This window comes from Priestia sp. SIMBA_032, from assembly GCF_046535215.1.
In the GTDB taxonomy this organism is placed as follows: Bacteria; Bacillota; Bacilli; order Bacillales; family Bacillaceae_H; genus Priestia; species Priestia aryabhattai.
In genome coordinates, this window is sequence record NZ_JAWRXD010000002.1 from 82,364 (window position 1) to 109,316 (window position 26,953).

The window sequence follows — 26,953 nt, forward strand, 5'->3', positions numbered from 1 at the left end:
GGCGGTAAATACGTTGCGATGAAGCACATAGTATCGTATAGTAGTTACAGATATTCGCTATCATTCTGTGATTGCATATGATATAAATTCGCGATTCACTTTTTTTATTTACTTACTATACACCGTCTTTTACATTGTTACATATAAACTGGTAAAATTGTCTTTGCACTCGTAATAATAAGGGCATAACAGGAATGATTTAGATGCATACAGGGTATCTAAGCTGTATGTAAGAGTGAAGGAGCTAGAAATAGCCATTCTATAAAGGAAGATGGATTTATATACGTAAATACAAGAAATGAAATAAGGATAAAATAAACGAAATGTTTTTCGATAAGGAGTGTTTGTTGTGAACGTAACAATTTATGATGTAGCAAGGGAAGCAAGCGTGTCGATGGCAACGGTTTCTCGTGTGGTAAACGGAAATCCAAATGTAAAACCATCAACTAGAAAAAAAGTATTAGAAACAATTGAAAGACTAGGCTATCGTCCGAACGCAGTAGCGCGTGGATTAGCAAGTAAAAAAACAACGACAGTAGGAGTTATCATTCCTGATATTTCAAATATTTTCTATGCAGAGTTAGCGCGTGGAATCGAAGATATTGCAACAATGTACAAGTATAATATCATCTTAAGTAACTCGGATCAAAATCAAGATAAAGAACTTCACCTTTTAAATAACATGCTTGGTAAACAAGTAGACGGAATCATCTTCATGAGTGGGAATGTAACGGAAGAACACGTAGAAGAGTTAAAAAAATCACCGGTTCCAGTTGTACTTGCAGCATCAATCGAATCAACTAACCAAATCCCATCTGTCACTATTGATTATGAACAAGCAGCTTTTGATGCAGTGCAATCACTAATTGACAGTGGTCATAAAAATATTGCATTCGTTTCAGGTACGCTAGAAGAACCAATCAATCATGGGAAAAAAGTAAAAGGGTACAAGCGTGCTCTTACTGAAAGCGGGTTGCCTGTACGTGATTCTTATATTGTAGAAGGAGATTACACGTACGATTCAGGTATTGAAGCGGTTGAAAAACTATTAGAAGAAGATGAAAAGCCAACTGCTATTTTCGTTGGAACGGATGAAATGGCATTAGGTGTTATTCACGGGGCACAAGACCGTGGATTGAATGTACCAAACGATCTAGAAGTTATCGGTTTTGATAACACAAGACTTTCAACAATGGTTCGTCCTCAGTTAACATCTGTTGTACAGCCAATGTATGATATTGGTGCAGTAGCGATGCGTCTCTTAACGAAATACATGAACAAAGAAACGGTAGACAGCAGCATCGTACAGCTTCCTCACCGCATCGAGTTCAGACAATCAACAAAATAATACCTGTGTATGAATAAGAACGAATTCAAAGTTCAGACACGGGGAGATAGAATATGAAAAAAATTGATATACTCACACCTATAGGGATACTAATTGGTATCTCTATGGTTGTGTTTGGGGTTATTTCAAGTGGAGGAATGAGCGGTTTTTTAGCTTTTATTGATATGCCATCGATTTTAATTGTACTGGGAGGCGTTTTTGGTACGCTGTGCGTGAGCTTTCCGTTAAAACAATTAAAAAATATGGGAAGAGTAGGGAAACAAGCGTTTCAATCGAAAGAAATAAACGTAGAAGAAATTGTAGGAACATTTGTACATTTATCGGAAAAAGCACGTCGAGAAGGGCTTCTATCGTTAGAAGCAGAGCTTGAACAAATCGATGATTCATTTGTGAAAAAAGGTATTTTGCTAGCCATTGATGGAGTAGAACCGGAAATGATTCGAGAGCTGCTTGAAGCAGAAATAGCTGCAGTGGAAGAAAGACATGCGAGAGGTCGAAGTATGTTTGAAAAAGCAGGCGATTATGCCCCTGCTTGGGGAATGATTGGGACGCTCGTTGGACTAGTATTAATGCTAAAAAGCCTTAATACTCCTTCGTCGCTTGGCCCTAACATGGCAATTGCTCTTTTAACGACTTTCTATGGGGCGCTGCTTTCAAACTTGTTTTTTCAGCCAATCGCAGCTAAATTAGCTGGTAAAACGGAGCATGAGCTTTTTGTTAAAGAAGTGATTATCGAAGGTGTTATCGGCTTGCAGGCGGGTCAAAATTCTCGCTTTGTGCAAGCAAAGCTAAAAGTATTTGCCCCTGTTGAAAAACGAAAGCTTGAAGAAAAGAGAGAGCACGTTCGTGAAGCGTAGAAGAAAAAGGTATTCGGCACAGTCGCCAAAATGGATGGTAACATTTGCTGATTTGGTGACGTTAATATTAGTTTTTTTTATTTTACTATTTTCAATGTCTAGCGTTGATAATCAAAAGTTTCAGATCGTTGTCAATTCGCTTACAAGCGGTGGCTCATTAGCTTCTGTGGAAAAGAGCCAGCAGTCTCAAAAGCTGGATAACATTTTAGCGAAAGTGCAGGGCTACCTGAAGGAAAATAAGCTCCAGCACGTCATTACTGCTAAGCGAGATGAACGCGGAGTGGTGCTCATTTTACAAGAACAGGTGCTGTTTGAAACAGGACAAGCAGACATTTTGAAAAAAGGTACTCCTTTTCTAGATGAATTAGGAAGGTTATTCAGTACTATTCCAAATGATATTAAAGTAGAAGGTCATACCGACAATCGACCCATTCATACCTATCGTTATCCATCTAATTGGGAACTATCCGCAGCGCGTGCTAGCGGCGTCATACGTTATTTAACGAACCATTTTTCTCTTTCTGCTAACCGCTTTGAAGCGCTTGGATACGGAGATACAAAGCCGCTTGTTCCGAACACGTCTAATGACAATCTACAAAAAAATAGACGCGTGGAAATTATTATTTCAGATCCCGAAGCACAGTGAAAAAGGCCATACGCTTGTATAGCCTTTTTTTAAGAATGAGATGTATGAGAACGAATAGGATAAAGAGCGCGCTCAAGAGTTTGAGCGTTTTTTTCTGTTATTTCTGGTTTTCTTGGAATTGGCTGATAGATATTAGGTTCATCATCCCACAGCGTGCAAACGGGATGAGGCGATACTTTTGTCCATTTTTCAAGCCATGACAGAGGAAGCATGCCTTCTGCCTTTCGTTCAATCATTTCAAGCCAAATGAATGACCAAGCCCGAGGAACCACCCGCCAAATATCATAACCTCCTCCGCCAACCGCAATCCATCTTCCCTGACAGTATTCATGGGCAATTTCATGAGCAATTTTAGGAATTTCACGGTATATTTTCGTGGTGCCGCATAAATGGGTTAGCGGATCGTAATAATGAGAATCGGCTCCATTTTGTGTTAAGATAACATCTGGTTTAAAAAAAGCAGCTACTTCTTTTAAAGAGGTCTTATAAACGTCGAGCCAAGACTCATCTTCGGTATAAGCATCAACAGGCACATTAAATGAATAACCATAGCCTTCACTGTGCCCGCGTTCGTTAACGTTTCCCGTGCCTGGAAACAAGTAGCGTCCTGTTTCATGAATGGAAAGAGTACAAACGGAAGGGTCGTCATAAAATGTCCATTGAACGCCGTCACCGTGGTGAGCATCTGTATCGACATAGAGAACGCGCGCGTTGTACTTTTGCTGCATATATTTGATGGCTACCGCGCTATCGTTATAAATACAGAAGCCGGAAGCTTTTCCTCGGAAGCCGTGGTGCAATCCTCCTCCTAAATTTAGAGCATGCTTAGCTTTTCCAGTCATCACATAATCTACAGCAGTAAGTGTACCTCCAACTAAAAATGCACTGGCTTCATGCATGTTGGGAAACATAGGTGTATCTTCTGTTCCAAGACCAAAATCTGCTGCTTTTTCAACAGAAAGCTTGCCGCTACCTGCTAATTTTACCGCTTGAATATAGCTAGTATCATGGACAAGCTGAAGTTCTTCATCAGATGCCATCCGCGGTAATACAATATCTTGATTGCCTAAAGCGCCAAATTCCCGTAACAGTTCATATGTTAGTTGAACACGAAGCTGGTTAAACGGATGATTATTGCTGAATTTGTACGAAAGAATATCATCTGAATAAATAAATACAGCATTACTAGTCATTACGTCATCTCCGGTAATTTAGGCCATAGCACCTCATAGCCGTTTTCTTTTAATGTATTTATACTAATTAATGGATTAATAGCTTGAATGCGAAGCACAAGGATTTTATATCGTTCATCTACATCAGGGTAGACAAGTACGCTTAAGATGTTTGTTCTCGTTGAACCAAAAAGGGATGTAACTTCAGCGAGCACGCCAGCCTTGTTTTCTACTTTTATTTCAATTTGTGAACCTGGTTTATTGGTACCGGTAAGCTGAATAAACGTATGTAATAGATCTCTTTCGGTAACAACTCCTACTAACCGCTTGTTTTTTGTGACGGGAATACAACCGATTTGATGTTCATAAAAAATACTTGCAATTTCTTCAACAAAATCAAGAGGGTGAGCTGTAATGACTTCTGTTTGCATAATCATCCGCACGGGCTCGGATAGAAGAGCAGACGTATAAGTATTATCTAAAATAGATGGACTTGCATCTCTTACGTCTCGATCAGAAATGATGCCAACTACGTGATGAAGGTCATTAACGATAGGAATATGTCTAATCTTATGTGTATCTAAAAGTTTCATAGCTTCAGCAATCGTATGGTCGGGGGTTAAGGTAACGAGATCGGTTTTCATCATTTCTTCAATAATCATCAGACACGGCTCCTTTTCTTAAAGGTCAGCTTAATACATAAAGCGATTTCGAAAGCGCAGGCTATCAAATTCTTGCATGCTTTCTTGAGGGACTCTGCTCCCGATTCTTACCATCAAACAATTAGCAGGGTGGGAGCTAATTTCCGGATCATCTGTGGCAAACCACGTAAGGCCGCCTTTATTCATCATTTTCTCCATAATTTTGCGGTAATCCCACACATTTAGCCCTGTTCCTTTTAAATCCCAATGCCAGTAGTATTCTGTCGTAATGACAATATAATCTTCCATTGCATCATCCATCATAGATACGATAAGCAAGTTTTTACCAACAGCGTAGCTGCGAAATGGGACAGCTACCTCTATAGCTCCTAATTCGATTAAATTCTCCATATTTCCTTCCGACCATCGTTCTAGAGGATCGGGATATAAAAAGGTTACGTAACCAATGATTGTATGATGATGGCGAGCAATAATGATTCTACCTTCAGGCAAGTTGGCAATCTCGATCAATGCTTCTTTTTGCTGTTCAGGTGGACGAAAGGCCGTTAGTTGCTCATGAAAATCAAGTTGTTGCAAGGTCTGTGAGGAGACGGGTCCTTCAATAACAATTGCTCCAACAGCTGTTTTTAGTTCTTTCATATTGTATGTTTGGGAATGTTTCACATGAATCACCACCTTCAAGCAGTCTTATCTGTATTATAATACAAAAAAAACTCTGTATTAAAGCGTTTTCAAAAAATTAAATAAAAGAAAAGGAGTTTTTTAAAAAACATAGAATAGAAAATTAAAAGAGATTCTTGTTAATTCGACACTTATATAACCGAGGTTGTCATATAACAAGGGAGACTATTATCCCAATTCCGACAAATAATTTTTATAAAATTGTGAAAAGTCTATTTTTGTTATATAATAGGTTTGTGAATTTTATACATAAGGGGGAGTTTGTGATGAAGGTGGAAGCGCTTCCTGTAATTGAAGGGGTATACAACTTACAGGACTACGATAAAACGTATCAAACCTTTGACTGGTCACAAGTGGAGAAGGAATTTTCATGGCATGAAACAGGTAAATTAAATGCAGCTTATGAAGCAATTGATAAGCACGCAAACTCTACGCGTAAAAATAAAGTTGCGCTTTATTATCGAGATGCGCAGCGCAATGAAAAATATACATTCAAAGAAATGAAAGAATGGTCAAACAAAGCCGCAAACGTGCTAAAACAAGCAGACGTAGAGAAGGGAGATCGCGTGTTTATTTTTATGCCTCGCTCTCCGGAACTTTATTTTGCATTGTTAGGCGCGGTGAAGCTTGGCGCTATTGTTGGGCCTTTATTTGAAGCATTCATGGAAGGTGCAGTAAAAGATCGTTTGCAAGACAGTGATGCAAAAGTGTTAATTACAACGCCTGAATTGCTGAGCCGCGTTCCGGTGAAAGATTTGCCGGCTTTAAAACAAATTCTGCTTGTAGGAGAAAATGTAGAAGAAGAAGGCATTCAACTAGATTTTCTAAAGCGACTAGAAGCGGCGAATAAAGAGGTAGAAATTGAGTGGGTAGATAGAACGGATGGCATGCTGCTTCATTATACATCAGGTTCAACTGGCAAACCAAAAGGCGTACTTCATGTTCACAACGCAATGCTTCAGCACTATCAAACTGCAAAGTGGGTGCTCGACTTAAAAGATGACGATGTGTATTGGTGTACGGCAGATCCGGGTTGGGTAACGGGGACTTCCTATGGAATTTTTGGTCCTTGGCTTGCTGGAGCAACAAATGTGATTGTAGGAGGACGCTTTAGTCCAGATGCATGGTATCAAGCACTCGAAGATTTTGGCGTAACGGTTTGGTACAGTGCACCTACAGCATTTCGTATGTTAATGGGTGCTGGCGATGACTTAGTTAAACGCTATGATTTAAGCAACCTCAGACATGTATTAAGCGTGGGAGAACCATTAAATCCTGAAGTGGTACGCTGGGGAATGAAGGTTTTTCAAAAACGTATTCATGACACGTGGTGGATGACTGAAACTGGCGGTCAGACGATTTGTAATTATCCGTCCATGAAAATTAAACCAGGATCTATGGGAAAACCTATTCCGGGCGTACAAGCAGCAATCGTTGACGATCAAGGACAAGAGCTTCCACCTTATCGAATGGGGAACTTAGCAATTAAAAAAGGCTGGCCATCTATGATGCATACGATTTGGAACAACAAAGAAAAGTATGAGTCATATTTTATGCCAGGTGATTGGTACGTATCAGGTGATTCGGCGTATATGGATGAAGAAGGTTATTTTTGGTTCCAAGGCCGAATCGATGATGTTATTATGACGGCAGGAGAACGCGTGGGTCCATTTGAAGTAGAAAGTAAGCTTGTTGAACATCCTGCTGTAGCAGAAGCGGGTGTCATTGGTAAGCCTGATCCTGTGCGCGGGGAAATTATTAAAGCATTTATCGCTCTTAGAGATGGGTATGAATCTTCAGATGAACTGATTGAAGATATTCGTCAATTTGTGAAAAAAGGGTTAGCTGCTCATGCAGCTCCGCGTGAAATCGAGTTTAAAGACAAGCTACCTAAAACACGAAGTGGTAAAATTATGCGTCGCGTTTTAAAAGCGTGGGAATTGGATTTGCCAGCGGGCGATTTGTCAACGATGGAAGACTAAGAAGTAAACGTTTCAATCTTTGTAGGAAAAATAAGTGATTTTTATAAAGTTCAAACAGCCAGCTGTTTGAACTTTTTTTTGGACTTGAATTTTAAAATGAAATCATTCATAATTGTGGGGTGTAAACTTTTAAATAAAATAAACTGCAGTGATAGGAAGAAGTAATACTTGTCTCCCTGTTTAAGAGAGCTGATGGTTGCTGAAAATCAGTACATAGACAAATATGAAATACGTCCTTGAGCATCTTTTGTGAACTTACAGTAGCAAAAGACGGGTAGACCGTTACATCATTTAAGTGGGAAATAAATTATTTCCAAATAGGGTGGTACCGCGATATTTTCGTCCCTTCTTTTTTAAGAAGGGGCGTTTTTTATGTTGTTCAACAAATTGTAACGAGCAATCAGATAAAGGAGAGAATATAACATGGATATTTTACAAGATCTTGAGTTTCGAGGGCTCATTAACCAACAAACGGATGAAAAAGGTTTAAGTGAACTTTTGAGTAAAGAGTCTGTTCGTTTGTACTGCGGATTCGATCCGACAGCTGACAGTCTTCACATCGGCCACATGCTTCCTGTTTTAATTTTGCGTCGCTTTCAACAAGCTGGACACCAACCGATTGCATTAGTTGGTGGAGGTACGGGTCTTATTGGAGATCCAAGCGGTAAAAAAGCAGAGCGTACGTTAAATGAAAAAGAAACGGTTGCCATGTTTAGTGAGCGTATAAAAGGTCAGCTTTCACGCTTCTTAGATTTTGAAGAAGGTGAAAATGCAGCAGTTATTGCGAATAACTATGACTGGATTGGCACGTTGGATGTTATTACATTCCTACGAGATATCGGTAAAAACTTTGGTATTAACTATATGATGGCAAAGGATTCTGTTCAATCTCGTATCGAATCAGGCATCTCATTTACGGAATTCAGCTACATGATTTTACAATCATATGATTTCTTGAACTTATACCAAACGTATAATTGTAAGCTTCAAATTGGCGGCAGCGACCAATGGGGAAATATTACAGCTGGCTTAGAATTAATTCGTAAATCAGAAGAAGAGGCAAAAGCATTTGGATTAACAGTTCCGCTTGTAACAAAAGCAGACGGCACGAAGTTCGGTAAAACAGAAGGCGGAGCAATTTGGTTAGACGCTGAAAAAACAAGTCCGTATGAATTCTACCAGTTCTGGATTAATACAGATGATCGTGATGTTATAAAATATTTAAAATACTTTACATTCTTATCACACGAAGAAATTAATGAATTAGCAGCATCTGCAAAAGAAGCTCCTGAAAAACGGGAAGCACAAAAAGCACTAGCGGCAGCGATGACTACGCTTGTACATGGTGAAGAAGCTCTTGAGCAAGCCATTCGTATTTCGCAAGCTTTATTTAGCGGAAGTATTTCAGCGTTAACAGCAGAAGAAATTAAGCAAGGATTCAAGGATGTTCCTTCTTACACGCATACAGGTGAAGATATTGGTTTAATCGATTTACTTGTAGAAAGTAAAATCTCTCCTTCTAAACGTCAAGCACGTGAAGATATTTCAAACGGTGCGATTTACTTAAACGGTGAGCGTGAGCAAGATTTGCAAAAAACAGTAGGTGCAGAAGACCGTATTGAAGGTCAATTCACAGTAATTCGTCGAGGCAAGAAAAAATATACGCTTATTCAATACGCATAAAAAAAAGGCCGAAAGGCCTTTTTTTATATAAAAACAGTAAAAAAGCCGCTCCATAGGGAACGGCTTTTTACTATTAACGAGAGTAGAACTCTACGATTAGTGCTTCGTTGATTTCAGCAGATAATTCAGAACGCTCAGGTAAGCGAGTGAATGTACCTTCTAATTTCTCAGCGTCTACTGTTAAGTAGTCTGGTACGAAGTTGTTAACTTCAAGCGCTTCTTTCACGATTGAAAGGTTGCGAGATTTTTCGCGAACACCGATCACTTGACCAGGTTGTACACGGTAAGATGGGATGTCAACGCGTTTACCGTCAACTAAAACGTGACCGTGGTTAACTAATTGACGAGCTTGACGACGAGTGCGTGCAAGACCCATACGGTATACTAAGTTATCAAGACGAGCTTCTAAAAGAATCATGAAGTTCTCACCGTGCTTACCAGTTAATTTACCAGCAGCAACGAATAAGTTACGGAATTGACGCTCAGTTACACCATACATGTGGCGTAATTTTTGCTTTTCTTGTAATTGTAAACCGTACTCAGAAATTTTCTTACGTTGACCTGGGCCGTGTGGACCTGGAGCGTAAGGGCGTTTTTCTAATTCTTTACCTGTACCACTTAGAGAAAGACCTAAGCGACGAGAGATTTTCCAACTTGGACCTGTATAACGAGCCATGATGACTCCTCCTTGTTTGTGTTTTTATTTTATGCAAAACAAAAACAGACACATTCTAGCGATATGCTCATTTTGTTTTCATGTACCATCGCTCTAGCAGCAGAGAGTTACACGATACACCATCTTGTTAAAAGAATTGCTACTTCTGTAAAACAACCTTTTAATGAGGAACAAAATGAAAAAACATAAAGAAGATTGTATAAGCTGCAATATTTCACACAACGAGTATTATAGGTGTTTCCTCGTATAAAGTCAAGGAAGATTGAAGATTAAAAGAATGTAAAAGAAAGGATATATTCATTTGAAGTATGAAAGGAGAAGAAAGAATCTAAGAAAACGGTGGCGATGGGCTAATCAAACGTTTGTTTAATAAGCAAAAACCGCTGATTGGCAGCGGTTTTTTTTGCTTATTTATATTCAAAGAAAAGAAGTGAGTTCTTTGACGAATTCTTCAAGATACTGTTGATCGATTTCATCAAAGCGATTTTTGATCGGACTGTCAATATCAAGAACACCTAAAAGCTGACCGTCTCTTACAATTGGTACAACGATTTCAGATTGAGAAGCAGCATCACATGCAATGTGGCCAGGGAAGGCGTGAACATCTTCGATTCGCTCTGTTTTCTGATTTTGAGCTGCTGTACCGCATACGCCTTTTCCAAGTGGAATACGAACGCAAGCCGGCAGTCCCTGGAAAGGTCCAAGCACTAACTCCCCGTCTTCCATTAAATAAAAACCTACCCAGTTTACTTCATTTAAAAATTGATTTAGCAAAGCTGAAGCATTTGCCAGATTAGCAATCGTATTGCTTTCTCCTTCTAATAAGGCGCGTAATTGCTTAATTACTAATTCATAATCTTTTTGTTTTGAGCCGCTGTAGTTTTCGACATTAAACAATGTATTCTCCTCCATTCAACATAAGATTTAATGAATTTTTATCAGGAAACGTCAGTTTTAACGCTACTTTGTCGATAAAAGATTACAGGAACTAAAAAGCCTATCACGAATTATGTAGAGAGGCTACTAAAATCCTTTTTAAATACTGTAACGATTTCTACACAATTTTGCAATCATATGTGTTTTGTAAAAATAAATCGAAATGAGGTGTAGATAGATGGCTGTACAGTCAAAAACGAAAGAGAAAATTATTGATGCGGCTGTTTCTCTTTTTAACGTAAAAGGTTTTGATGGTACGTCGGTGCGCGAGATTGCAGGAAAAGCGAAAGTGAACGTAGCGAATATTTCATATTATTTTCATAGCAAAGAAGGATTACTTGAAAGTTTAGTGATTTCTTATTTTGAAGGTTATATTGGGGTGCTGGAGCAAGCATTCCAAGAAATGAAAAAGCTGTCTTCAACAGAAAGTATGATCGTGATGATTCGAGCTATCTTACATTACCAGCACGAAAATAGGCATATTGCCCGGCTCGTATATAGAGAAATCTCTCTTGACACGATTTTAATTAGAGAAGTTATGACTACGTATTTAACCAAGGAAAAATACTACTTAAAAACAATCCTTGAAAGAGGGATGAAAGAAAAGGAGTTTCGAAAGCTGCACGTTTCCTTTACAATCATTGAACTTAAGGGCATGCTCTCTATGCCTTATCTTCATCCTCAGTATCTAAGTGAAGTTCTTCATATATTGCCTCACGAACCATATTTTGTTCAGCAATATGCGATTGAGCTTGAGCAATGGGTGCACACAACGGTATGTTTGCCATATGAACGGACAAACAAACTGCGCGTTCAATTATCCTAAATGGAGCTCTCCATAGCCTTGGCCTAAATCCTTCGCACAGTGGGCGTCTGACCCATATACGAGAGGGATTTTTTTCTGTTGGGCTGCTTTTACGACAAAGGGAGCTGGATACGCTTCCTTGCACAAAGGCTTAAACAACCCTGCACCATTATAATCCAAAGCCAGATCTTTCATTTTTATTTCATCGAGTATTGCTAAAATAATAGGGGAAAGTGTGTCTTCATATGGAAAGCGAGTTTGAAATTTATGTACGAGTGTCATATGACCAATGCGCTTAGGCTTATAAACGCCTAAATTGGCCTGTACAGAGCGTAATACCGTGTTGTAATACTTATCATATACTTTGCTTACGCTGCCAAACTTCTGTACAATATGTGCAAATACGTCATCGCTAAAATCTAGGCAGTCATATCCTTCTTCATGTTTTAAGAAGTGGACAGAAAGTATGCTGTCATCGAGATAAGGACCATATTCGTTTAAGAAAACTGTTGTTTCGTGTTCAAATCCTTCAATAAAGTCAACTTCCAATCCGATATTAATACGAATATCGCGCTCAAATTCTTTTTTAACTTGCTGTACGTTTTGAATGTAGCAATCAAGTTTGTCAGGATCCATTCCGCTGTCGCGATCAGGCGTCGGATCACTGAAGCTTTTTGGTAACGGAGCATGCTCTGTAAACGAAATCTCGCCAAAGTCTAGGGAAATCGCCTGTTCAACATATTGTTGCAATGAATCAGGTGAACCGTGTGGGCAAAATGGAGTATGAATATGTTTGTCAACTTTCATAAAAAATGCCTCCTTTTTTCTTCTTTTTCCATTGTAACGACACAAAGTGACTCCATGCCAATATTTTGTATAAAAAAATTTAATTTTTTGCTCAAAAGTTGGACTTTACATGGTATCATAAAAACATTGACGCAAAAAAATTTAAAGGATTAAATTCACCCTTTTTATAAATAAGAAACTTGTCATGTAGAACGCACTGTAAGGGGGCTTAGTATGGAATTCATTATAGCACTAATCATACTCATTATCGGATTAGTTGTGTACGGAATGTTTTCACGTAAAAAGATTTATCAAGAAATTGATCGCCTGGAAACGATCAAAGTCGAATTAGCAAATACGCCAGTTGCAGAGGAAATTTCAAAAGTAAAAGAATTGAACATGACAGGTCAAACTGAAGAGCTATTTGAACGTTGGCGTGAGCAGTGGGATGAAATTATATCAACTAATCTCCCGAAAATTGATAAAGAACTGTTTGAAACGGAAGAAGCAGCGGATAAATACCGATTTAAAAAAGCGAAGCAGTTATCTATACATATTGATCAAGCCTTAGAACAAACCAAGATAGATATTGAAAACATACTTACTGAACTTCAAAATTTAATTGGTAGCGAACAAGATAATCGATATGATATTGAGGAATTAAATCAGCTTCACCGCCATGTGAAGAAAAAATTGCTCGCACATCGGTATTCCTATGGAAATGCTGAAAAAACGTTAGAATACGCAATTAATACGTCTAAAGAACAGTTTAAAAAATACGAGGAAGAGACGATTAACGGAAACTATCTTCAAGCACGTGAGATTGTTCTTCAATTAAAAACTGATTTAACAGCTATTGATTCGTATTTAGAACAAATTCCAAAAGTGTTAGTTGAGTGTCAGACCACTCTTCCTGTTCAGTTCAATGAACTGCTTGACGGGTTCCGCGAAATGAGTGAGCAGGGATATGTGTTAGATCATCTGCAAGTAGAAGAAACGGTAGAGCTTTTAAAACAAGAAACTGCTGAAATTATTGCAGATATTGAAGAATTATATGTGGAAGAAGCGATTACAAAACTAGATGATGTTAACGAACGCTTAGAGCAGTTATATGACTCACTTGAGCATGAGGTTTTCTCCTATCATAAAATGAACCGTGAATCTCATACGGTATCTAACTTCCTTCGTATGCTTCAAGAACGAAACCGTGAACTTCGTGAAGAAACGCTATTTGTACAGCAAAGCTATCATTTTAAAGAGCGCGATTTAGACGTATATTATAAAATGGACCGCGAACTAAAACGATTAACTAACTTGTACTATAATATTTCGGACAAGGTAGCGGAGCACAATTTAGCCTACAGTGTGATCCAAGAAGAACTCGAAGACGTTTCCAAACAGCTTAACCAATTAAAAGAATCTCAGGAATCCTATAGCGATATGCTACAAGCTCTTCGCAAAGACGAGCTCTCAGCTAAGGACAAAATAGAAGAACTGAAATCTCAATTGATTGAAGCACGACGCCTTATTCAAAAAAGCAACCTTCCCGGTGTTCCTGAAGAATATAAAGTGCAGCTTGAAAAGACGGTTCATATCTTAAATGAAGTAACCGCTAAGCTGAAAGAAAAGCCGCTCAATATTCAAGCTGTTCAATCTTTACTTGAAGATGCTGTTGGTTTTGTTCAGGATACATTTGATGAAACAGAGGCAATGTTAGAAGAAGCGCGACTCGTTGAAAGAGTAATTCAATACGGTAACCGTTATAGAAGTACTCATCACTCGATTGCACAGTCTTTAGAAGAAGCAGAAGAAGCATTTCGTCATTACGAATACAAAGAAGCATTAAAGCAGGCATCTGCAGCTATTGAGCAAGTAGATCCTGGTGCGCTGGATCGTATACAGCGTATTGTATCTTCACAGAGTTAAAAAGCTCGTGTCCAAAGGACACGAGCTTTTTTTTGACGCTTTTCTTTTCTATCTGTTTAATGATAACCTTCTGAAACACTAATAATATAGCCTACGAACGTGCCAGCAACTGTTGGGAAGGACCAGTCAACACCTTGGTTATAAAATGGTAAATAGTTTTTGAAAAGATGGTCTATACTTGTTATGATTACTAAGGCAAAGCCTAATTTAAAAAAGTACCAAGGTGTGGTATGATAATACGTTGTTCCGAAAAAATGAAGAAGGGGGCGCGCATCCTTGATTTATTTAGATAATAGCGCTACAACAAAACCCTATAATGAAGTCATACAATCTTTTACGAAAGTAGCTACAACTTATTATGGCAATCCATCGTCCCTCCATCAATTTGGCGTACAAGCGGAGAATTTGTTGAGCCGTTCACGTGAGCAAGTAGCAGAATTGCTGCACGTATCGTCAAATGAAATTATCTTTACATCAGGAGGAACGGAAGGGAATAATTTGGCTATTAAAGGCGTAGCGATGCAATATAAAAGCCGAGGTCAGCATATCATTACGACAAATATTGAACATGATTCCGTTCATGAACCGTTCAAGCAGTTAGAAGCACTAGGATTTAACGTTACGTATGTTCCGGTAGATTCAAGTGGATTTGTTTCACCTGCGGCTATTGAATCAGCTATTACGGATGAAACCATCTTAGTATCCGTTATGCATGTAAATAATGAGATTGGCACCATTCAACCAATTGAAAAAATTGGAAAAATGCTGATGAACTATTCGAAGGTGCTTTTTCATGTCGATCATGTGCAAGGGGTTGGAAAAGTTCCGCTTTCTTTAGCGGATCACAAAATTGATTTATGCACATTATCAGGACACAAAATTCATGGCCTAAAAGGGACGGGAATCTTATATAAACGAAATGGAGTTCAGCTTCATCCCTTACTTAGCGGAGGCTCTCAGGAAATGCAGCATCGATCAGGCACGGAAAATGTACCAGGAATTGTGGCATTTGCTAAAGCACTTCGTTTAACACTTGAACATGCAGCTCAGCATCAGCAAAAAATGCAGAAAATAAAAGCAGAACTGATAGACAAACTTTCTGCTCACGAAAGAATCACGATTAATACGCCGAATGAGCATTCGGCACCCCATATTATAAATTTTACAGCACAAGGTATTAAAGGTGAGGTTTTTGTTCACGCTCTTGAGGAAAAAGGAGTGTTTGTATCCACTACATCTGCTTGCTCATCAAAGCGAAAAAAGCCAAGTAAAACGCTTTTAGCCATCGGTAAAAATTATGAAGAAGCAGATCAGTCCATTCGATTAAGCTTGTCTGGCTTAAATGATTATAATGAAGTAACGCCCATTGTAAATGCTATTTTCACAGTAATTGAAGATCTAAAGAAAGTAATGAGGTAAATGATCATGATATATAATCATATTTTAATTCGGTACGGAGAAATCTCAACTAAAGGACAAAACAGAAAAAAATTTGTTGCACAGTTAAGAAAAAACATTGTAACGGCTCTTAGTGCATTCCAAAACATTCACGTAAAATACACGAGAGATCGCATGTATATTCACTTAAACGGTGAAAATCACGAGCCTATTATTGAACGTCTTCAGCAAATCTTCGGTATTCAAAGCTTTAGTTTAGCATTAAAAGTTGAAAATGAGCTTGAAGCGATTCAAGAAGCAGCTTTAGAAGCAATGAAAGAATTTGATATAGAAGGAAAAACATTTAAAGTATCTACTCGGAGAGCGTACAAACAATTTCCTCTTGATACAAACGAATTGAATTATGCAGTAGGAAGTCATGTTCTTCGAAATACAGAGCATCTACAAGTAAACGTAAAAGAACCGAGCGTAAATGTACGAGTAGAAGTGAGAAGTGAAGCAACGTATATTACATGTTTTGATTATCGCGGAGCAGGAGGTCTTCCAGTTGGTACGAGTGGAAAAGCGATGCTGATGCTTTCTGGAGGGATCGACAGTCCGGTTGCAGGATACTTAGCAATGAAGCGAGGTTTGGAAATAGAAGCGGTTCATTTTTATAGCCCGCCTTTTACGAGTGAACGTTCTAAGCAAAAAGTAATTGATTTAACGCAAAAATTAACGGCTTATCACGAAAAAGTAAAGCTTCATATTGTACCGTTTACAGCTGTACAGCAAGCAATTCAAAAACAAATTCCAGAGAATTATACAATGACCTCTACACGCCGTATGATGCTTCGAATTACGGACCTTATTCGTGAAAAAAATGACTCGTTAGCTATCGTAACTGGGGACAGCTTAGGACAAGTAGCTAGTCAAACGGTTGAGAGCATGTATGCAATTAATGAAGTGACGAATACGCCAATTTTGCGTCCGCTTGTGACAATGGATAAAACGGAGATTGTGGAAATTGCTCGTAAAATTGATACACATGAAATTTCGAATCGTCCATATGAAGACTGCTGTACAATTTTTACGCCAAGCTCACCAAAAACTAAGCCAAAGCGTGAAAAAATAAATCGATACGAACAATTTTATGATTTTGAAACATTAATTCAAGAAGCGGTAAATAATGTAGAAACGCTTGAGATGACGGCTTCTTCGGCTACAAATACTGAAGACAATGTAGAAGATTTGTTTTAAAAGTAAAATTTCATAAAATTACCAAAAAAATAATGTATGGTGCCATGTGTTTTGACACAATCTATATTCAACAAGGAGGTGAAAACACATGGCAAACACAAACAAATTAGTAGCTCCTGGTTCAGCAGCTGCTATCGACCAAATGAAATACGAAATCGCTTCTGAATTCGGTGTAAACCTTGGACCAGAAGCAACAGCTCGCGCTAACGGATCTGTTGGTGGAGAAATCACTAAACGCTTAGTTCAAATGGCTGAGCAACAACTTGGTGGTAAATAAGTCATATTAATTAAATAATGATGGCTAAAAAGAGTGGGGGAAACCCCACTCTTTTGTCTTGTTTGTTTTGTCACGTATAATAGAGACAAGATCAAGCTTTATAAAGTAAAGGAGATGTTGGCGATGGGGACTTTATTTTACGGCGGCAAAATCTATACGATGCTAAAAGAAGATGAGTATGTAGAAAGCGTATATGTTGAGAAAGGATTCATTGAAGATATAGGTGCAGAAGAAGATTTAAGAATCAAATGGGGTGCTGAGATTGACAAAGAAGTACCCCTCAAAGGATATCCGATGTATCCGGGCTTTGTAGATAGCCATCTTCACTTAATTGGTCACGGTGAAAAGCTCCTTAGACTTGATTTGTCTCAAGCTACTTCTAGGGAAGATGTGCTGATGCGCGTTCGGCAAAAAGTAGAGAGTACACCAAAAGGACAATGGGTAATTGGAGAAGGGTGGGATGAAAATCAGTGGGAAGATTCCTCTTTGATTCAGTATCAAGATCTTGATCAGCTTTCAACTGAACATCCTATTATGTTGAAGCGAGTCTGTCGTCACGGATTAGTAGTAAACGGGACTGCTCTTAAAATAGCGAGGATTACAGCTGAAACACATGATCCGGAAGGAGGTATTATCCAGAGGGATGAAGCTGGAAATCCTACTGGTTTTTTGGCTGACCAAGCGCAAGAATTAGTAACGGCTCATATTCCTCAAGTATCAGAAACCTACATTCAACAAGCGCTTTCAGTAGCGATTAAAGATTGTGTTCAGCACGGATTAACGGGTGGACATACGGAAGATTTAAATTATTATGGAGGCTTTTTGCGTACATACCAAGCATTTCAAGACGTTATTCATAAAGAAAAGCAGCTGTTTCGTGCTCATTTACTTGTTCATCATGAAGTTGTAGATGATATGTATACATACTGTGAAGAAAAGAAAGACACATCCGATTTTATTGAAATAGGACCCATGAAGATTTTTGCTGATGGCTCGCTCGGCAGTCAATCTGCGCTTTTAAGCTTTCCTTACAAAAGCGACCCTTCTACAAGAGGTGTAGCTATTCAATCACTAGGTGAATTAAAGCAGCTAGTAAGGAAAGCGAGAGAATTGGGCATGACCGTTGCAATTCATGCGATTGGGGATTTAGCATTTCAATATGTAGTGGAAAGCATCGAACAATATCCTCCTCAAACAGGGCAAAGAGATCGTATTATTCATGCGCAAATTCTACGAAAAGATTTAGTTGATCGTGTAAAAAAGCTACCTGTTGTGCTGGATATTCAGCCTCGGTTTTTAGCGAGTGATTTTCCATGGGTCATTGAAAAAATTGGAGAAGAGCATTTAGACTATTGCTATGCGTGGAAAACGTTATTAGATGAGGGTGTTATGTGTGCAGGAGGATCAGATGCTCCTATTGAACCTATCAATCCAATGTTAACGATTCATGCAGCGGTTTCCAGGAAAACTTCTCCGAACAGCTCGGTCGTTTACATACCGTCTGAGCGACTGTCTGTATTTGAAGCTGTTCAGCTGTTTACGTTAGGAAGCGCGCAGGCCATTCATCAAGAGCATAAAAAAGGCTATGTTCAAAAGGGCTATGTAGCTGATTTTACCGTATTAGAAAGAGATCTGTTTGAGATACCGGCAGATGATATTCCAGGGATACAGGTGCAGATGACTGCTATTAATGGAGAAATTGTATATCAAAAATAAAAAGCGCCCTTGGGCGCTTTTTATTATAGAAATGTACGCTTAACTCGTTGCCAGAAAGAGTTATCTTTCAGCTTAACCGTTTTAATTTGACGATCGCTTAAACGAATTTGAATTTGATCAACTTGACGTGCATTTAATGCTTCATTATCAATCCCAATAATTGGATTGTGGTTGTTGTCATTGGATAATTTTAAAGTGAGCGTATGCTCAGCGCTTAGGATGAATGAAGATCCTAACGTACGATAGTTATTGTTATTTAACGATGCCAATTCGCTGACTTGCATGCAAGGGATTAACGGATCAACTACGGCTCCACTTACTGATTTGTTATAAGCCGTACTGCCTGTTGGTGTTGAAATAATCATCCCATCCCCACGGAATGCTTCAAAGTGATTTTCGTTAATAAAAACGTCTAGACTGAATGTTTTTATAACACCTGATCGAATGGAACATTCATTTAAGCAATAAAAAGAAGTTCCTTGATCAATTTGAGTTTGTAAAACAGGAAAGCGACGTACTTCTATATTTTCTGTCGTAATAGCTTCAATCATTTTATCCGTTTCATCAATATGAAAATCGCAGTAAAAGCTTAGTTGATCTGAAGTTGTGACGCCAGCATATAAGCAGTCATCTCGAAAGCCAGATTGACGGACAGCCTGCAAGAACGCTCCGTCACCGCCAATACTTACAATGATGTTAGCGCTGTCGAAATTGTCTACTACATGGAAGTCATATTGTTTTGCAAGTTCAATAAGTGGACTTACGAGCGCTTTTGTTTCCTTGTTTTTTGGATGAAAGAAATAAACGTTGCGACGATTTGGCATAGATAGTTCCCCCTTGTTTGTCTGATATGTAAAATATTAGCGATAAAGTAAACTTTTTAAAAAAAGTTTGTTACAATAATTATAGCATTATTGCTTTAAGAATTAAAAGAATAATCTTTTAATTCTGACACCTAAAAAGGAGGATTTTCATGAACAAAAAAAGGTGGATTGCTCTTTTAATTGTGGCCTGCTTATTCATTTTTTCTGCGATTGTTAATATTGGTTTTTCAGTCAAAGAAGAAAAAGATAACGGTCTGGCAGGCATATTTGGAGGAGACGACAGTGAACTATCAGAAACAGTTATCGAAAAAGGGAATGTAGCTAAGAAAATTGCAGTGCTAGAGGTCAATGGAACGATTCAAGATACAGGAAGCGGTTCCTCTCCGCTTATGTCCCAAAATGGTTATAACCACCAAGCATTTTTAAAGCAGCTAGAGGCTGCAAAAAATGATAAGGCAGTTAAAGGAGTCATTATTAAGGTGAATTCACCGGGTGGCGGCGTCGTTGAAAGTGCTGAAATACATAAAAAAATTGAAGAGCTGAAGAAAGACACGAAAAAGCCAGTGTATATTTCAATGGGATCAATGGCTGCCTCAGGAGGCTATTACATTTCAACAGCTGCTAATAAAATCTATGCAATCCCGGACACTTTAACAGGTTCATTAGGTGTAATTATGCAAAGCGTTAACTACGGCAAGCTGGCTGATAAATTAGGAGTAGAATCTGTTGTTATTAAAAGCGGAGCTCATAAAGATATTATGTCTCCAACAAGAGAAATGACCGGAGAAGAAAAAGAAATTATGCAAACACTTGTGGACAACTCGTACGATGGTTTCGTCAATGTTATCTCTGAAGGACGTCACCTGTCTAAAGAAAAAGTTCGTTCTATTGCAGATGGCCGAGTGTACGATGGACGTCAGGCTAAAGAGCTGAAGCTGGTCGATCAACTAGGCTATTTTGAAGATGCGGTAAAAGGAATGGAGAAAGATTATAAGTTAAAAGGTGCACAAGTAATTCAATACAATCAAGGATTCGGACTGCCTTCTTGGCTTTCAATGAGCATGCAAAAAGTAATTGGTGGAGATGAACAAGTCACTGCAATGTTAAAAACATTTGCGCAGCCAAGCTCTCCGCGCTTGATGTATTTATATGCAGAATAGAGGTGGGAATATGGAAAATCAGTCTCATTCAACCGAATCAAACGACAATATAAAACATGAGCCAGCGGTAAGTGCTCCGATAGGTAGTGAATTCCATTATGCAGGCTTTTGGATGCGCTTTTGGGCATATCTTTTGGATCTAGCTGTGGTAGCTAGCTTGAACGCCCTGCTGATCAAGCCCATTTTCCATTTAGCAGATATTCCTCAAGGAGATGGATTTTTTTCTCCCTATACGATTGTAACGGTGATTATCTTTTATGGTTATTTTGTTTTAATGACCAAGTATTTTGGACAAACGCTTGGAAAGATGGTGTTTGGGCTTAAAGTAGTATCGCTGAAAGACTCCACTTTAACTTGGCCTGTTGTGCTGTTTCGTGAAGGAGTTGGACGTTATATTTCTAAAACGGTTTTTTTACTTGGGTATTTATTAGTTGCGTTTTTACCTAAAAAGCAAGGAGCCCATGATTACTACGCAGATACAACTGTCATACATGAAGGTACAATCAGCAGATAATAAAAAGAGGCCGGGACAAAAGGGTTTTAGACGAAGTGAAAAACGCACCACTGATCAAGATTATTGATTAGTGGTGCGTTTTTTTTGTTACGGTAAACGTATATTTCCTTTGGTTATGTCTCAACCTCTTTTTATTGTTTCCATAAGGTTTAATATTCTGTGTTTTGGAGATAATGTGAAGCTAAGAAGGAGTGAAGGATGTGCTATGGCTTTTATGGATATTGCTAGCACTTTTAATTGTTATTGTACTTATCGTATGGACAAAAATCACGCTATTTGTAGATCTTCACCATGTCCGAGATAACGATTATTACAGAGTGAGACTCAGAGCTTGGTTTGGTCTTATTCGCTATACATATGAAATTCCGGTAGTGAAAGTGAAAAAAGATTCTCCTCGTTTGCTTGTTGAAAAGAAGAAAGGAATGGGTGATCAAGGAAAAGAAGACGAGAATTCATGGAGTGATTATTCTGTAGAAGACGGCTTAAGCATGTTAGAAAATGCGAAGCAATTCCTTGAACAGGTAGTCGGTTTTCATAAAATTTTTCGTCGTTTCTTACAGAAAGTGACGGTAAGTGATATTAGATGGCACAGCCGTTTCGGCTTAGGTGATGCTGCGTTAACAGGCGTACTTACCGGGGCTGTATGGTCTGCAAAGGGGGGCATAGTTGGTATAATCAGCCGTTATATGAAACTAAAAGATATGCCTGTAATGAGCGTTACTCCTGTATTTCAACATCTTTGGTCAGAAACGGTATTTGAGTGCATAATTTCTTTTCGAGTTGGTCAAGCTATTCTAGTAGGTTTACGGACCTTGAGATACTGGCGGCATACGTCCAAAAAGCGTCGCAAAAGATGGAAGTCGTCAAATAAGAACAAGACACACTCTGTAAAAACATAAGGAGGTTATCTTAATGGCAGAACATCCAATTAAAAGTTTAATGTCGACAGCTATGGAGAATTTAAAGGAAATGATTGATGTTAATACAATCATTGGTGATCCTGTAGAAACACCTGATGGCAGCGTTATTTTAACGGTCTCAAAAGTAGGTTTTGGTTTTGCAGCGGGCGGAAGCGAGTTTGGAGTAGAAGGGCATGCACCATCTTCTCCGGGGCAGCATCAGCAAGAATCAGGTCATCCATTTGGCGGAGGTAGCGGTGGCGGTGTATCAATTACGCCAATTGCCTTTTTAATTGTGAGTGGAAGCGGAATTAAAATGCTTCACCTTAATGAAAGTACACATTTATATGAAAAGATTTTAGATACAGCACCTCAAGCTATTGAACGCGTGCAGCAAATGTTCAAGCGAAATAACCATCAGCAGGATCATAATCAACAAAATCAGCATCATGACGGTGCAAATGATTTTAATTTGTAAAGATAAACTAAAGCTTTGCTTGCTTCTTTGAACGATAAAAGAAACAAGCAAAGCCTTTTTTATTGGGCATGTTTTCTAGCATACAGCGCTATATTATGTATGTCATTTAATTGCAATATAGAGACAGACAAGCTAATATGAACAGTGTACATACTTATTTAAAGGAGGAATTATTCGTGACTAAATTTAAAGGTAACGATGTAACATTATTAGGAAATCAAGTAAAGGTTGGAGACAAGGCGCCAAACTTTACCGTTTTAGCAAATGATTTATCAGAAGTAACGCTTGACAGCACAAAGGGTTCTGTTCGCCTAATTAGTGTAGTTCCTTCTATTGATACTGGAGTTTGTGATGCGCAAACTCGCCGCTTCAACGAAGAAGCAGCTAAATTAGATAACGTAAAAGTATTAACAGTGAGCGTAGATTTACCGTTTGCTCAAAAGCGCTGGTGTGGTGCTAATGGCATTGATAATGTTCAAACGCTATCTGACCACCGCGACTTATCTTTCGGCGAAGCATATGGTGTAGCTATTCAAGAATTGCGCTTATTGGCTCGTTCAATCTTTGTAGTAGACTCAAATGATAACGTAACGTATGTTGAGTACTTACCAGAAGTAACTGAGCATCCGAACTACGAAGCAGCAATCGAAGCAGCTAAAGCAGCTAAGTAAGATTGTCGATGGGGTTCGGCAGAAGGCGGAAAACAATGTTTTTCGCCTTCTTTGTGTTTTAAGAAGCTTTTATGATAAAATATGATGTTCCAAATAGGACGTTTACTCATTCATATAGATACTATTTCATTACACAGGAGGCAGAATATGAGTCAATTAGCTAGTATGGAAAAGCTATTTGGTGTAATTGATCAAACAGCTATTATTTTAAGAAAAGAACTAAACTGCGTATATTTAGAAGCAGTAGCTGAAACGGGAGAAAACTTGTTTCAAGGAACTATTTTGCAAGAAGAGCTAGATGAGGTAACTAAAAAACGTTTAAAAAAAGAATACGATTCAATCACGCTTGATCATTTTGAGAAAGAAACGATTCGAAAAGCATATCAGCTAGCTATTTTAAAAGGGATGAAAGAAGCAGTTCAGCCTAACCACCAAATGACGCCTGATGCTGTAGGACTATTTGTCAGCTACTTAGTTGGAAAATTCATGGCAGGAAAAGATAGATATACGCTTTTAGACCCAGCAGTAGGAGCTGGAAACTTATTAACAACAATTTTAAATACACACGCTTCGTCAATTGAACATGTATACGGTGTAGATCTGGATGATTTATTACTTCAATTGACATATGTAAATGCAAACTTACAGAAGCACGGCGTTCAATTATTTAATCAAGACAGCTTACAGCCGCTTTTTATTGATCCTGTTGATTTAGTTGTCTGTGACCTGCCTGTTGGTTATTATCCAAACGATGAAGGGGCAAAAGAGTATAAAGTAAGAGCTGAAGAAGGTCATACCTATGCTCATCACTTATTCATTGAACAAAGCTTGCGCCATGTAAAAGACGGAGGCTACGTGATTGCTCTTATTCCAAATAACTTGTTCGAATCTGAACAGTCTCATTTGTTACAGCCGCTGCTAAAAGAGGAAGCAATCGTTCAAGGGATCGTTCAGCTACCGCTTTCAATGTTCAAACAAGAGCAGGCTGCTAAGAGTATTATCATTCTTCAAAAGCAGGGAGAAGGGGTAACTGCACCTGATCAAGCGCTACTTGTGAATTTGCCGAAGTTCAGTAATCGAGAAGCAATGAGTGATATTATGGCTCAAATGGACCAATGGTTCCGCGTTAATAAAAAGTAAGTCTTTTTCGAAAATAATGAATATTTTTAGGTAGCGTTTTCATGATGTATAGCTCTTGAAATCTATTGTCGTGAATGATTAAATGAATAAGGATAGAAATCGTGTCGAAATGCATAGAATATTGTAGAGATTACACTTTTATGTTCTGTTCGTTATGTTTATGATGCACGTATAATAAAGAAGGAGCTGTTTTTTTATGTCAAAAATCATGGCAATCAACGCCGGCAGTTCTTCACTTAAGTTTCAATTATTTGAAATGCCAAGTGAGACGGTATTAACAAAAGGTTTAGTAGAACGAATTGGTTTAGATAACGCTGTTTTCACGATCTCGGTAAATGGTGAAAAACAAACGGATATTACAGAAATCCCTGACCATGCTGTTGCAGTTAAAATTTTAGTTGAAAAGTTACTTTCTCAAAACATCATTCAATCATACGATGAAATCACTGGTGTAGGTCACCGTGTAGTACACGGCGGAGAGAAATTTGCTGACTCTGTTTTAATCACAGATGAAACACTAGCGGAAATTGAAGCTTTATCTGATTTAGCACCGCTTCACAACCCAGCAAACATTGTGGGAATTAAAGCGTTCCAAGATATTCTTCCAAATGTTCCAGCTGTAGCAGTCTTCGATACAGCATTCCATCAAACAATGCCAGAAAAATCATTCTTGTACAGCTTACCGTACGAGTACTATGAAAAGTATGGTGTTCGTAAATACGGTTTCCACGGCACATCTCATAAATATGTTTCTGAGCGTGCAGCTGAGCTTCTTGGCCGTCCAATTGAACAATTGCGCTTAATTTCTTGTCACTTAGGTAATGGTGCAAGTATCGCTGCAATTGAAGGCGGTAAGTCAATTGATACATCGATGGGCTTCACACCATTAGCTGGTGTAGCAATGGGAACTCGTTCAGGTAACATTGATCCTGCATTAATTCCATTTATTATGGAGAAAACAGGAAAAACTGCTGACGAAGTATTAAATGTATTAAATAAAGAAAGTGGTCTTTTAGGTGTATCTGGTATTTCTAGTGACCTACGCGATCTAATCAAAGCAAGCGCTGAAGGCAATGAACGCGCTGAAACAGCACTTGAAGTATTTGCTAGCCGTATTCATAAATATATCGGTTCTTATGCTGCTCGTATGTCTGGTGTAGATGCAATCATCTTCACAGCAGGTATTGGAGAAAACAGTGATGTTGTACGTGCTCGCGTTCTTCGCGGTTTAGAGTTCATGGGCGTTTATTGGGATCCAGCTTTAAATAGTGTACAAGGAGAAGAAGCATTTATTAGCTACCCTCATTCTCCAGTTAAAGTTATGGTTATTCCTACAGATGAAGAAGTTATGATTGCACGTGACGTTACTCGTTTAGCGAATATTTAAGTTCATAAAGTGCCTCTTCAATGCATGAATTCTCATAAATTGTCAGGCAAACTAACGAAAAGCTGATTTCCTTGTTAGGAAATCAGCTTTTTTATATAGCGTAAGTAGCTGACGGTTGAAAGAAGGTTTACAACGTATAGAAGAAAGAAATAATATAGGAAGCAAAATGTAACGGATGCATTATTTGTTATAATAAAAATAAAACTACTTATTTCTTGAAAGGGTGACATGATGATACTAACGAATCGCGAAGAACAGCTTTTAGAAGAAATCTATAAATGGGAAGAGAGCTTACAGAGCGTAGAAGCAACTGAGATGGAGTTATTGTACGAAGAGTGGTTAGAAAAGGGGCTTAGCTTAATTCCAGCTTCTGTACGTGAGACCTATTTACATAAAATTGATGAGGGACTCTTTCAGTTAACTGCATTAATTCAAGGTACGGAAATGCAAACTCAAGCGACAAAACGAATTATTGAAACCGCCCGTGTATTCAAAGAAGATATCACAGATCTGTCAGAAATGAATTCCCTTCAAGTAGATCAGCTTTCTTATATATGCGAACAGCAAATGGCCAAGCTTCGGTTGTATGCGCTGAGTCAAGGGGCACTTTCAGGAACCGGCCAATCGCTGCTAGTCGGTATTGATATACCCGCTGTTTTATGCATGAATATTCAAGCGGTGCAACAGGCAGCAATGAGCTACGGCTATCATATCCAGACTCCTTCAGAGCTTATGCTAACGCTAAAAGTTTTTCATGCAGCAACGTTACCTAGACACCTTCAGGCTGAGGGGTGGCACCAATTAAAAAGTGAGCTAAGCCAAGAATTTGACCCGTATTTTTATGAAGGTGTTGATCAAATTATAGATAAGACGTGGCTGCAAAAAATCGTTGTGCAAATTGGAAAAACGCTAGCTATATTGGCTGCGAAGCGAAAAGTTTATAATCGTTTGCCAATTGTGAGTATGATGGTTGGCGGAGGGATGAATTATCGAATGGCCAAACAAGTGACAGATTATGCGAAGCGCTTTTACCAATACCGCTATTTGCTGGATAAAAAAACCGAGTCTCATTAATTTTTTATGAGACTCG

26 protein-coding genes and 1 other annotated feature are annotated in these 26,953 nt (G+C 38.5%); of the genes, 19 read left to right on the top strand and 7 right to left on the bottom strand.

The annotated features are described in order from the left end of the window. The first annotated feature begins 349 nt into the window (after positions 1–349). From ccpA to motS, 3 genes are read left to right on the top strand one after another with little or no spacing between them, the layout of a single operon-like run. A complete protein-coding gene (gene ccpA, locus SB717_RS06365) occupies positions 350–1,348 on the top strand; it encodes a catabolite control protein A (protein ID WP_057233192.1) in 999 nt (332 codons plus the stop codon). Between the two features lie 53 nt (positions 1,349–1,401). After that, the gene (gene motP, locus SB717_RS06370; protein WP_335442724.1) at positions 1,402–2,205 is read left to right on the top strand and encodes a flagellar motor protein MotP; all 804 of its coding nucleotides are present in this window, start codon (positions 1,402–1,404) and stop codon (positions 2,203–2,205) included. Further along, complete coding sequence (motS, locus tag SB717_RS06375) at positions 2,171–2,851, top strand: flagellar motor protein MotS (protein ID WP_410903472.1); 681 nt, start codon at positions 2,171–2,173, stop codon at positions 2,849–2,851. Before motP ends, motS begins: the two co-directional genes overlap by 35 nt. 29 nt (positions 2,852–2,880) lie before the next feature. Here the strand turns inward: motS and SB717_RS06380 are convergent, their stop codons facing one another. From SB717_RS06380 to SB717_RS06390, 3 genes are read right to left on the bottom strand one after another with little or no spacing between them, the layout of a single operon-like run. Next, the gene (locus SB717_RS06380) at positions 2,881–4,044 is read right to left on the bottom strand and encodes an acetoin utilization protein AcuC (protein WP_074677811.1); all 1,164 of its coding nucleotides are present in this window, start codon (positions 4,042–4,044) and stop codon (positions 2,881–2,883) included. After that, positions 4,044–4,685: an acetoin utilization AcuB family protein gene (locus SB717_RS06385; protein ID WP_025750679.1), complete on the bottom strand. Its 642-nt coding sequence runs from the start codon at positions 4,683–4,685 to the stop codon at positions 4,044–4,046. The genes SB717_RS06380 and SB717_RS06385 overlap by 1 nt, the downstream gene beginning before the upstream one ends. A gap of 30 nt (positions 4,686–4,715) precedes the next feature. Further along, the gene (locus SB717_RS06390; RefSeq protein WP_410903473.1) at positions 4,716–5,348 is read right to left on the bottom strand and encodes an N-acetyltransferase; all 633 of its coding nucleotides are present in this window, start codon (positions 5,346–5,348) and stop codon (positions 4,716–4,718) included. 284 nt (positions 5,349–5,632) lie between these two features. Here SB717_RS06390 and acsA point away from each other — a divergent pair, with 284 nt between their 5' ends. Both acsA and tyrS read left to right on the top strand, forming a co-directional pair. After that, on the top strand, positions 5,633–7,348 hold the full coding sequence (acsA, locus tag SB717_RS06395) for an acetate--CoA ligase (RefSeq protein WP_410903474.1): 1,716 nt from the start codon (positions 5,633–5,635) through the stop codon (positions 7,346–7,348). A 139-nt stretch (positions 7,349–7,487) separates the two neighbouring features. Continuing rightward, positions 7,488–7,698, top strand: a binding site (T-box leader). Positions 7,699–7,771: 73 nt separating this feature from the next. Beyond that, a complete protein-coding gene (gene tyrS / locus SB717_RS06400; RefSeq protein ID WP_410903475.1) occupies positions 7,772–9,031 on the top strand; it encodes a tyrosine--tRNA ligase in 1,260 nt (419 codons plus the stop codon). A 73-nt stretch (positions 9,032–9,104) separates the two neighbouring features. Here the strand turns inward: tyrS and rpsD are convergent, their stop codons facing one another. Together rpsD and SB717_RS06410 are read right to left on the bottom strand one after the other, a co-directional pair. Next, positions 9,105–9,707, bottom strand: a complete 603-nt coding sequence (gene rpsD, locus SB717_RS06405; RefSeq protein WP_013059485.1) for a 30S ribosomal protein S4 — start codon at positions 9,705–9,707, stop codon at positions 9,105–9,107. A 417-nt stretch (positions 9,708–10,124) separates the two neighbouring features. Next, positions 10,125–10,604: a GAF domain-containing protein gene (locus SB717_RS06410; RefSeq protein ID WP_098622740.1), complete on the bottom strand. Its 480-nt coding sequence runs from the start codon at positions 10,602–10,604 to the stop codon at positions 10,125–10,127. Between the two features lie 217 nt (positions 10,605–10,821). Between SB717_RS06410 and refZ the strand changes: the two genes are divergently transcribed. Beyond that, positions 10,822–11,469, top strand: a complete 648-nt coding sequence (refZ, locus tag SB717_RS06415) for a forespore capture DNA-binding protein RefZ (protein ID WP_013059482.1) — start codon at positions 10,822–10,824, stop codon at positions 11,467–11,469. Here the strand turns inward: refZ and hisJ are convergent. After that, positions 11,461–12,255, bottom strand: a complete 795-nt coding sequence (gene hisJ, locus SB717_RS06420) for a histidinol-phosphatase HisJ (RefSeq protein ID WP_410903476.1) — start codon at positions 12,253–12,255, stop codon at positions 11,461–11,463. The genes refZ and hisJ overlap by 9 nt on opposite strands. Before the next feature lie 213 nt (positions 12,256–12,468). Between hisJ and ezrA the strand changes: the two genes are divergently transcribed. The 5 genes from ezrA (at position 12,469) to SB717_RS06445 (ending at position 18,790) form a co-directional block, all read left to right on the top strand. After that, on the top strand, positions 12,469–14,160 hold the full coding sequence (ezrA, locus tag SB717_RS06425; RefSeq protein WP_013059480.1) for a septation ring formation regulator EzrA: 1,692 nt from the start codon (positions 12,469–12,471) through the stop codon (positions 14,158–14,160). Positions 14,161–14,436: 276 nt separating this feature from the next. Continuing rightward, positions 14,437–15,579 carry a cysteine desulfurase family protein gene (locus SB717_RS06430; protein WP_410903477.1) on the top strand — a complete coding sequence of 381 codons (1,143 nt, stop codon included), beginning with the start codon at positions 14,437–14,439 and terminating at the stop codon, positions 15,577–15,579. 6 nt (positions 15,580–15,585) lie between these two features. Beyond that, entirely contained in the window at positions 15,586–16,797 is a 1,212-nt protein-coding gene (gene thiI, locus SB717_RS06435) for a tRNA uracil 4-sulfurtransferase ThiI (protein ID WP_074677799.1), read from the top strand. Positions 16,798–16,885: 88 nt separating this feature from the next. After that, positions 16,886–17,074, top strand: coding sequence for an alpha/beta-type small acid-soluble spore protein (locus SB717_RS06440; protein ID WP_013059477.1), 189 nt, complete (start codon positions 16,886–16,888; stop codon positions 17,072–17,074). 123 nt (positions 17,075–17,197) lie between these two features. Further along, positions 17,198–18,790, top strand: a complete 1,593-nt coding sequence (locus SB717_RS06445) for an amidohydrolase (protein WP_410903478.1) — start codon at positions 17,198–17,200, stop codon at positions 18,788–18,790. 23 nt (positions 18,791–18,813) lie between these two features. On the opposite strand, the gene SB717_RS06450 is transcribed toward SB717_RS06445, so the two are convergent. After that, positions 18,814–19,614, bottom strand: coding sequence for an NAD kinase (locus tag SB717_RS06450; protein ID WP_074677795.1), 801 nt, complete (start codon positions 19,612–19,614; stop codon positions 18,814–18,816). A 149-nt stretch (positions 19,615–19,763) separates the two neighbouring features. Here SB717_RS06450 and sppA point away from each other — a divergent pair, with 149 nt between their 5' ends. From sppA to SB717_RS06490, 8 genes are all read left to right on the top strand, one after another. Beyond that, complete coding sequence (sppA, locus tag SB717_RS06455; RefSeq protein WP_410903479.1) at positions 19,764–20,774, top strand: signal peptide peptidase SppA; 1,011 nt, start codon at positions 19,764–19,766, stop codon at positions 20,772–20,774. 10 nt (positions 20,775–20,784) lie between these two features. Beyond that, positions 20,785–21,288, top strand: coding sequence for an RDD family protein (locus SB717_RS06460; protein ID WP_074677793.1), 504 nt, complete (start codon positions 20,785–20,787; stop codon positions 21,286–21,288). A 200-nt stretch (positions 21,289–21,488) separates the two neighbouring features. Continuing rightward, the gene (locus tag SB717_RS06465; RefSeq protein WP_013059472.1) at positions 21,489–22,187 is read left to right on the top strand and encodes a DUF2953 domain-containing protein; all 699 of its coding nucleotides are present in this window, start codon (positions 21,489–21,491) and stop codon (positions 22,185–22,187) included. 13 nt (positions 22,188–22,200) lie between these two features. Further along, positions 22,201–22,665 carry a GerW family sporulation protein gene (ytfJ, locus tag SB717_RS06470; RefSeq protein WP_013085211.1) on the top strand — a complete coding sequence of 155 codons (465 nt, stop codon included), beginning with the start codon at positions 22,201–22,203 and terminating at the stop codon, positions 22,663–22,665. Between the two features lie 137 nt (positions 22,666–22,802). Beyond that, positions 22,803–23,336, top strand: a complete 534-nt coding sequence (tpx, locus tag SB717_RS06475; RefSeq protein WP_045291207.1) for a thiol peroxidase — start codon at positions 22,803–22,805, stop codon at positions 23,334–23,336. A 147-nt stretch (positions 23,337–23,483) separates the two neighbouring features. Then, positions 23,484–24,476 (top strand): class I SAM-dependent methyltransferase, encoded by a 993-nt coding sequence (locus SB717_RS06480; RefSeq protein ID WP_410903480.1) that lies wholly within the window; start codon positions 23,484–23,486, stop codon positions 24,474–24,476. A gap of 196 nt (positions 24,477–24,672) precedes the next feature. Beyond that, entirely contained in the window at positions 24,673–25,863 is a 1,191-nt protein-coding gene (locus SB717_RS06485) for an acetate kinase (protein ID WP_013059468.1), read from the top strand. Positions 25,864–26,091: 228 nt separating this feature from the next. Next, complete coding sequence (locus SB717_RS06490; protein WP_410903481.1) at positions 26,092–26,937, top strand: EcsC family protein; 846 nt, start codon at positions 26,092–26,094, stop codon at positions 26,935–26,937. Positions 26,938–26,953 lie beyond the last annotated feature (16 nt).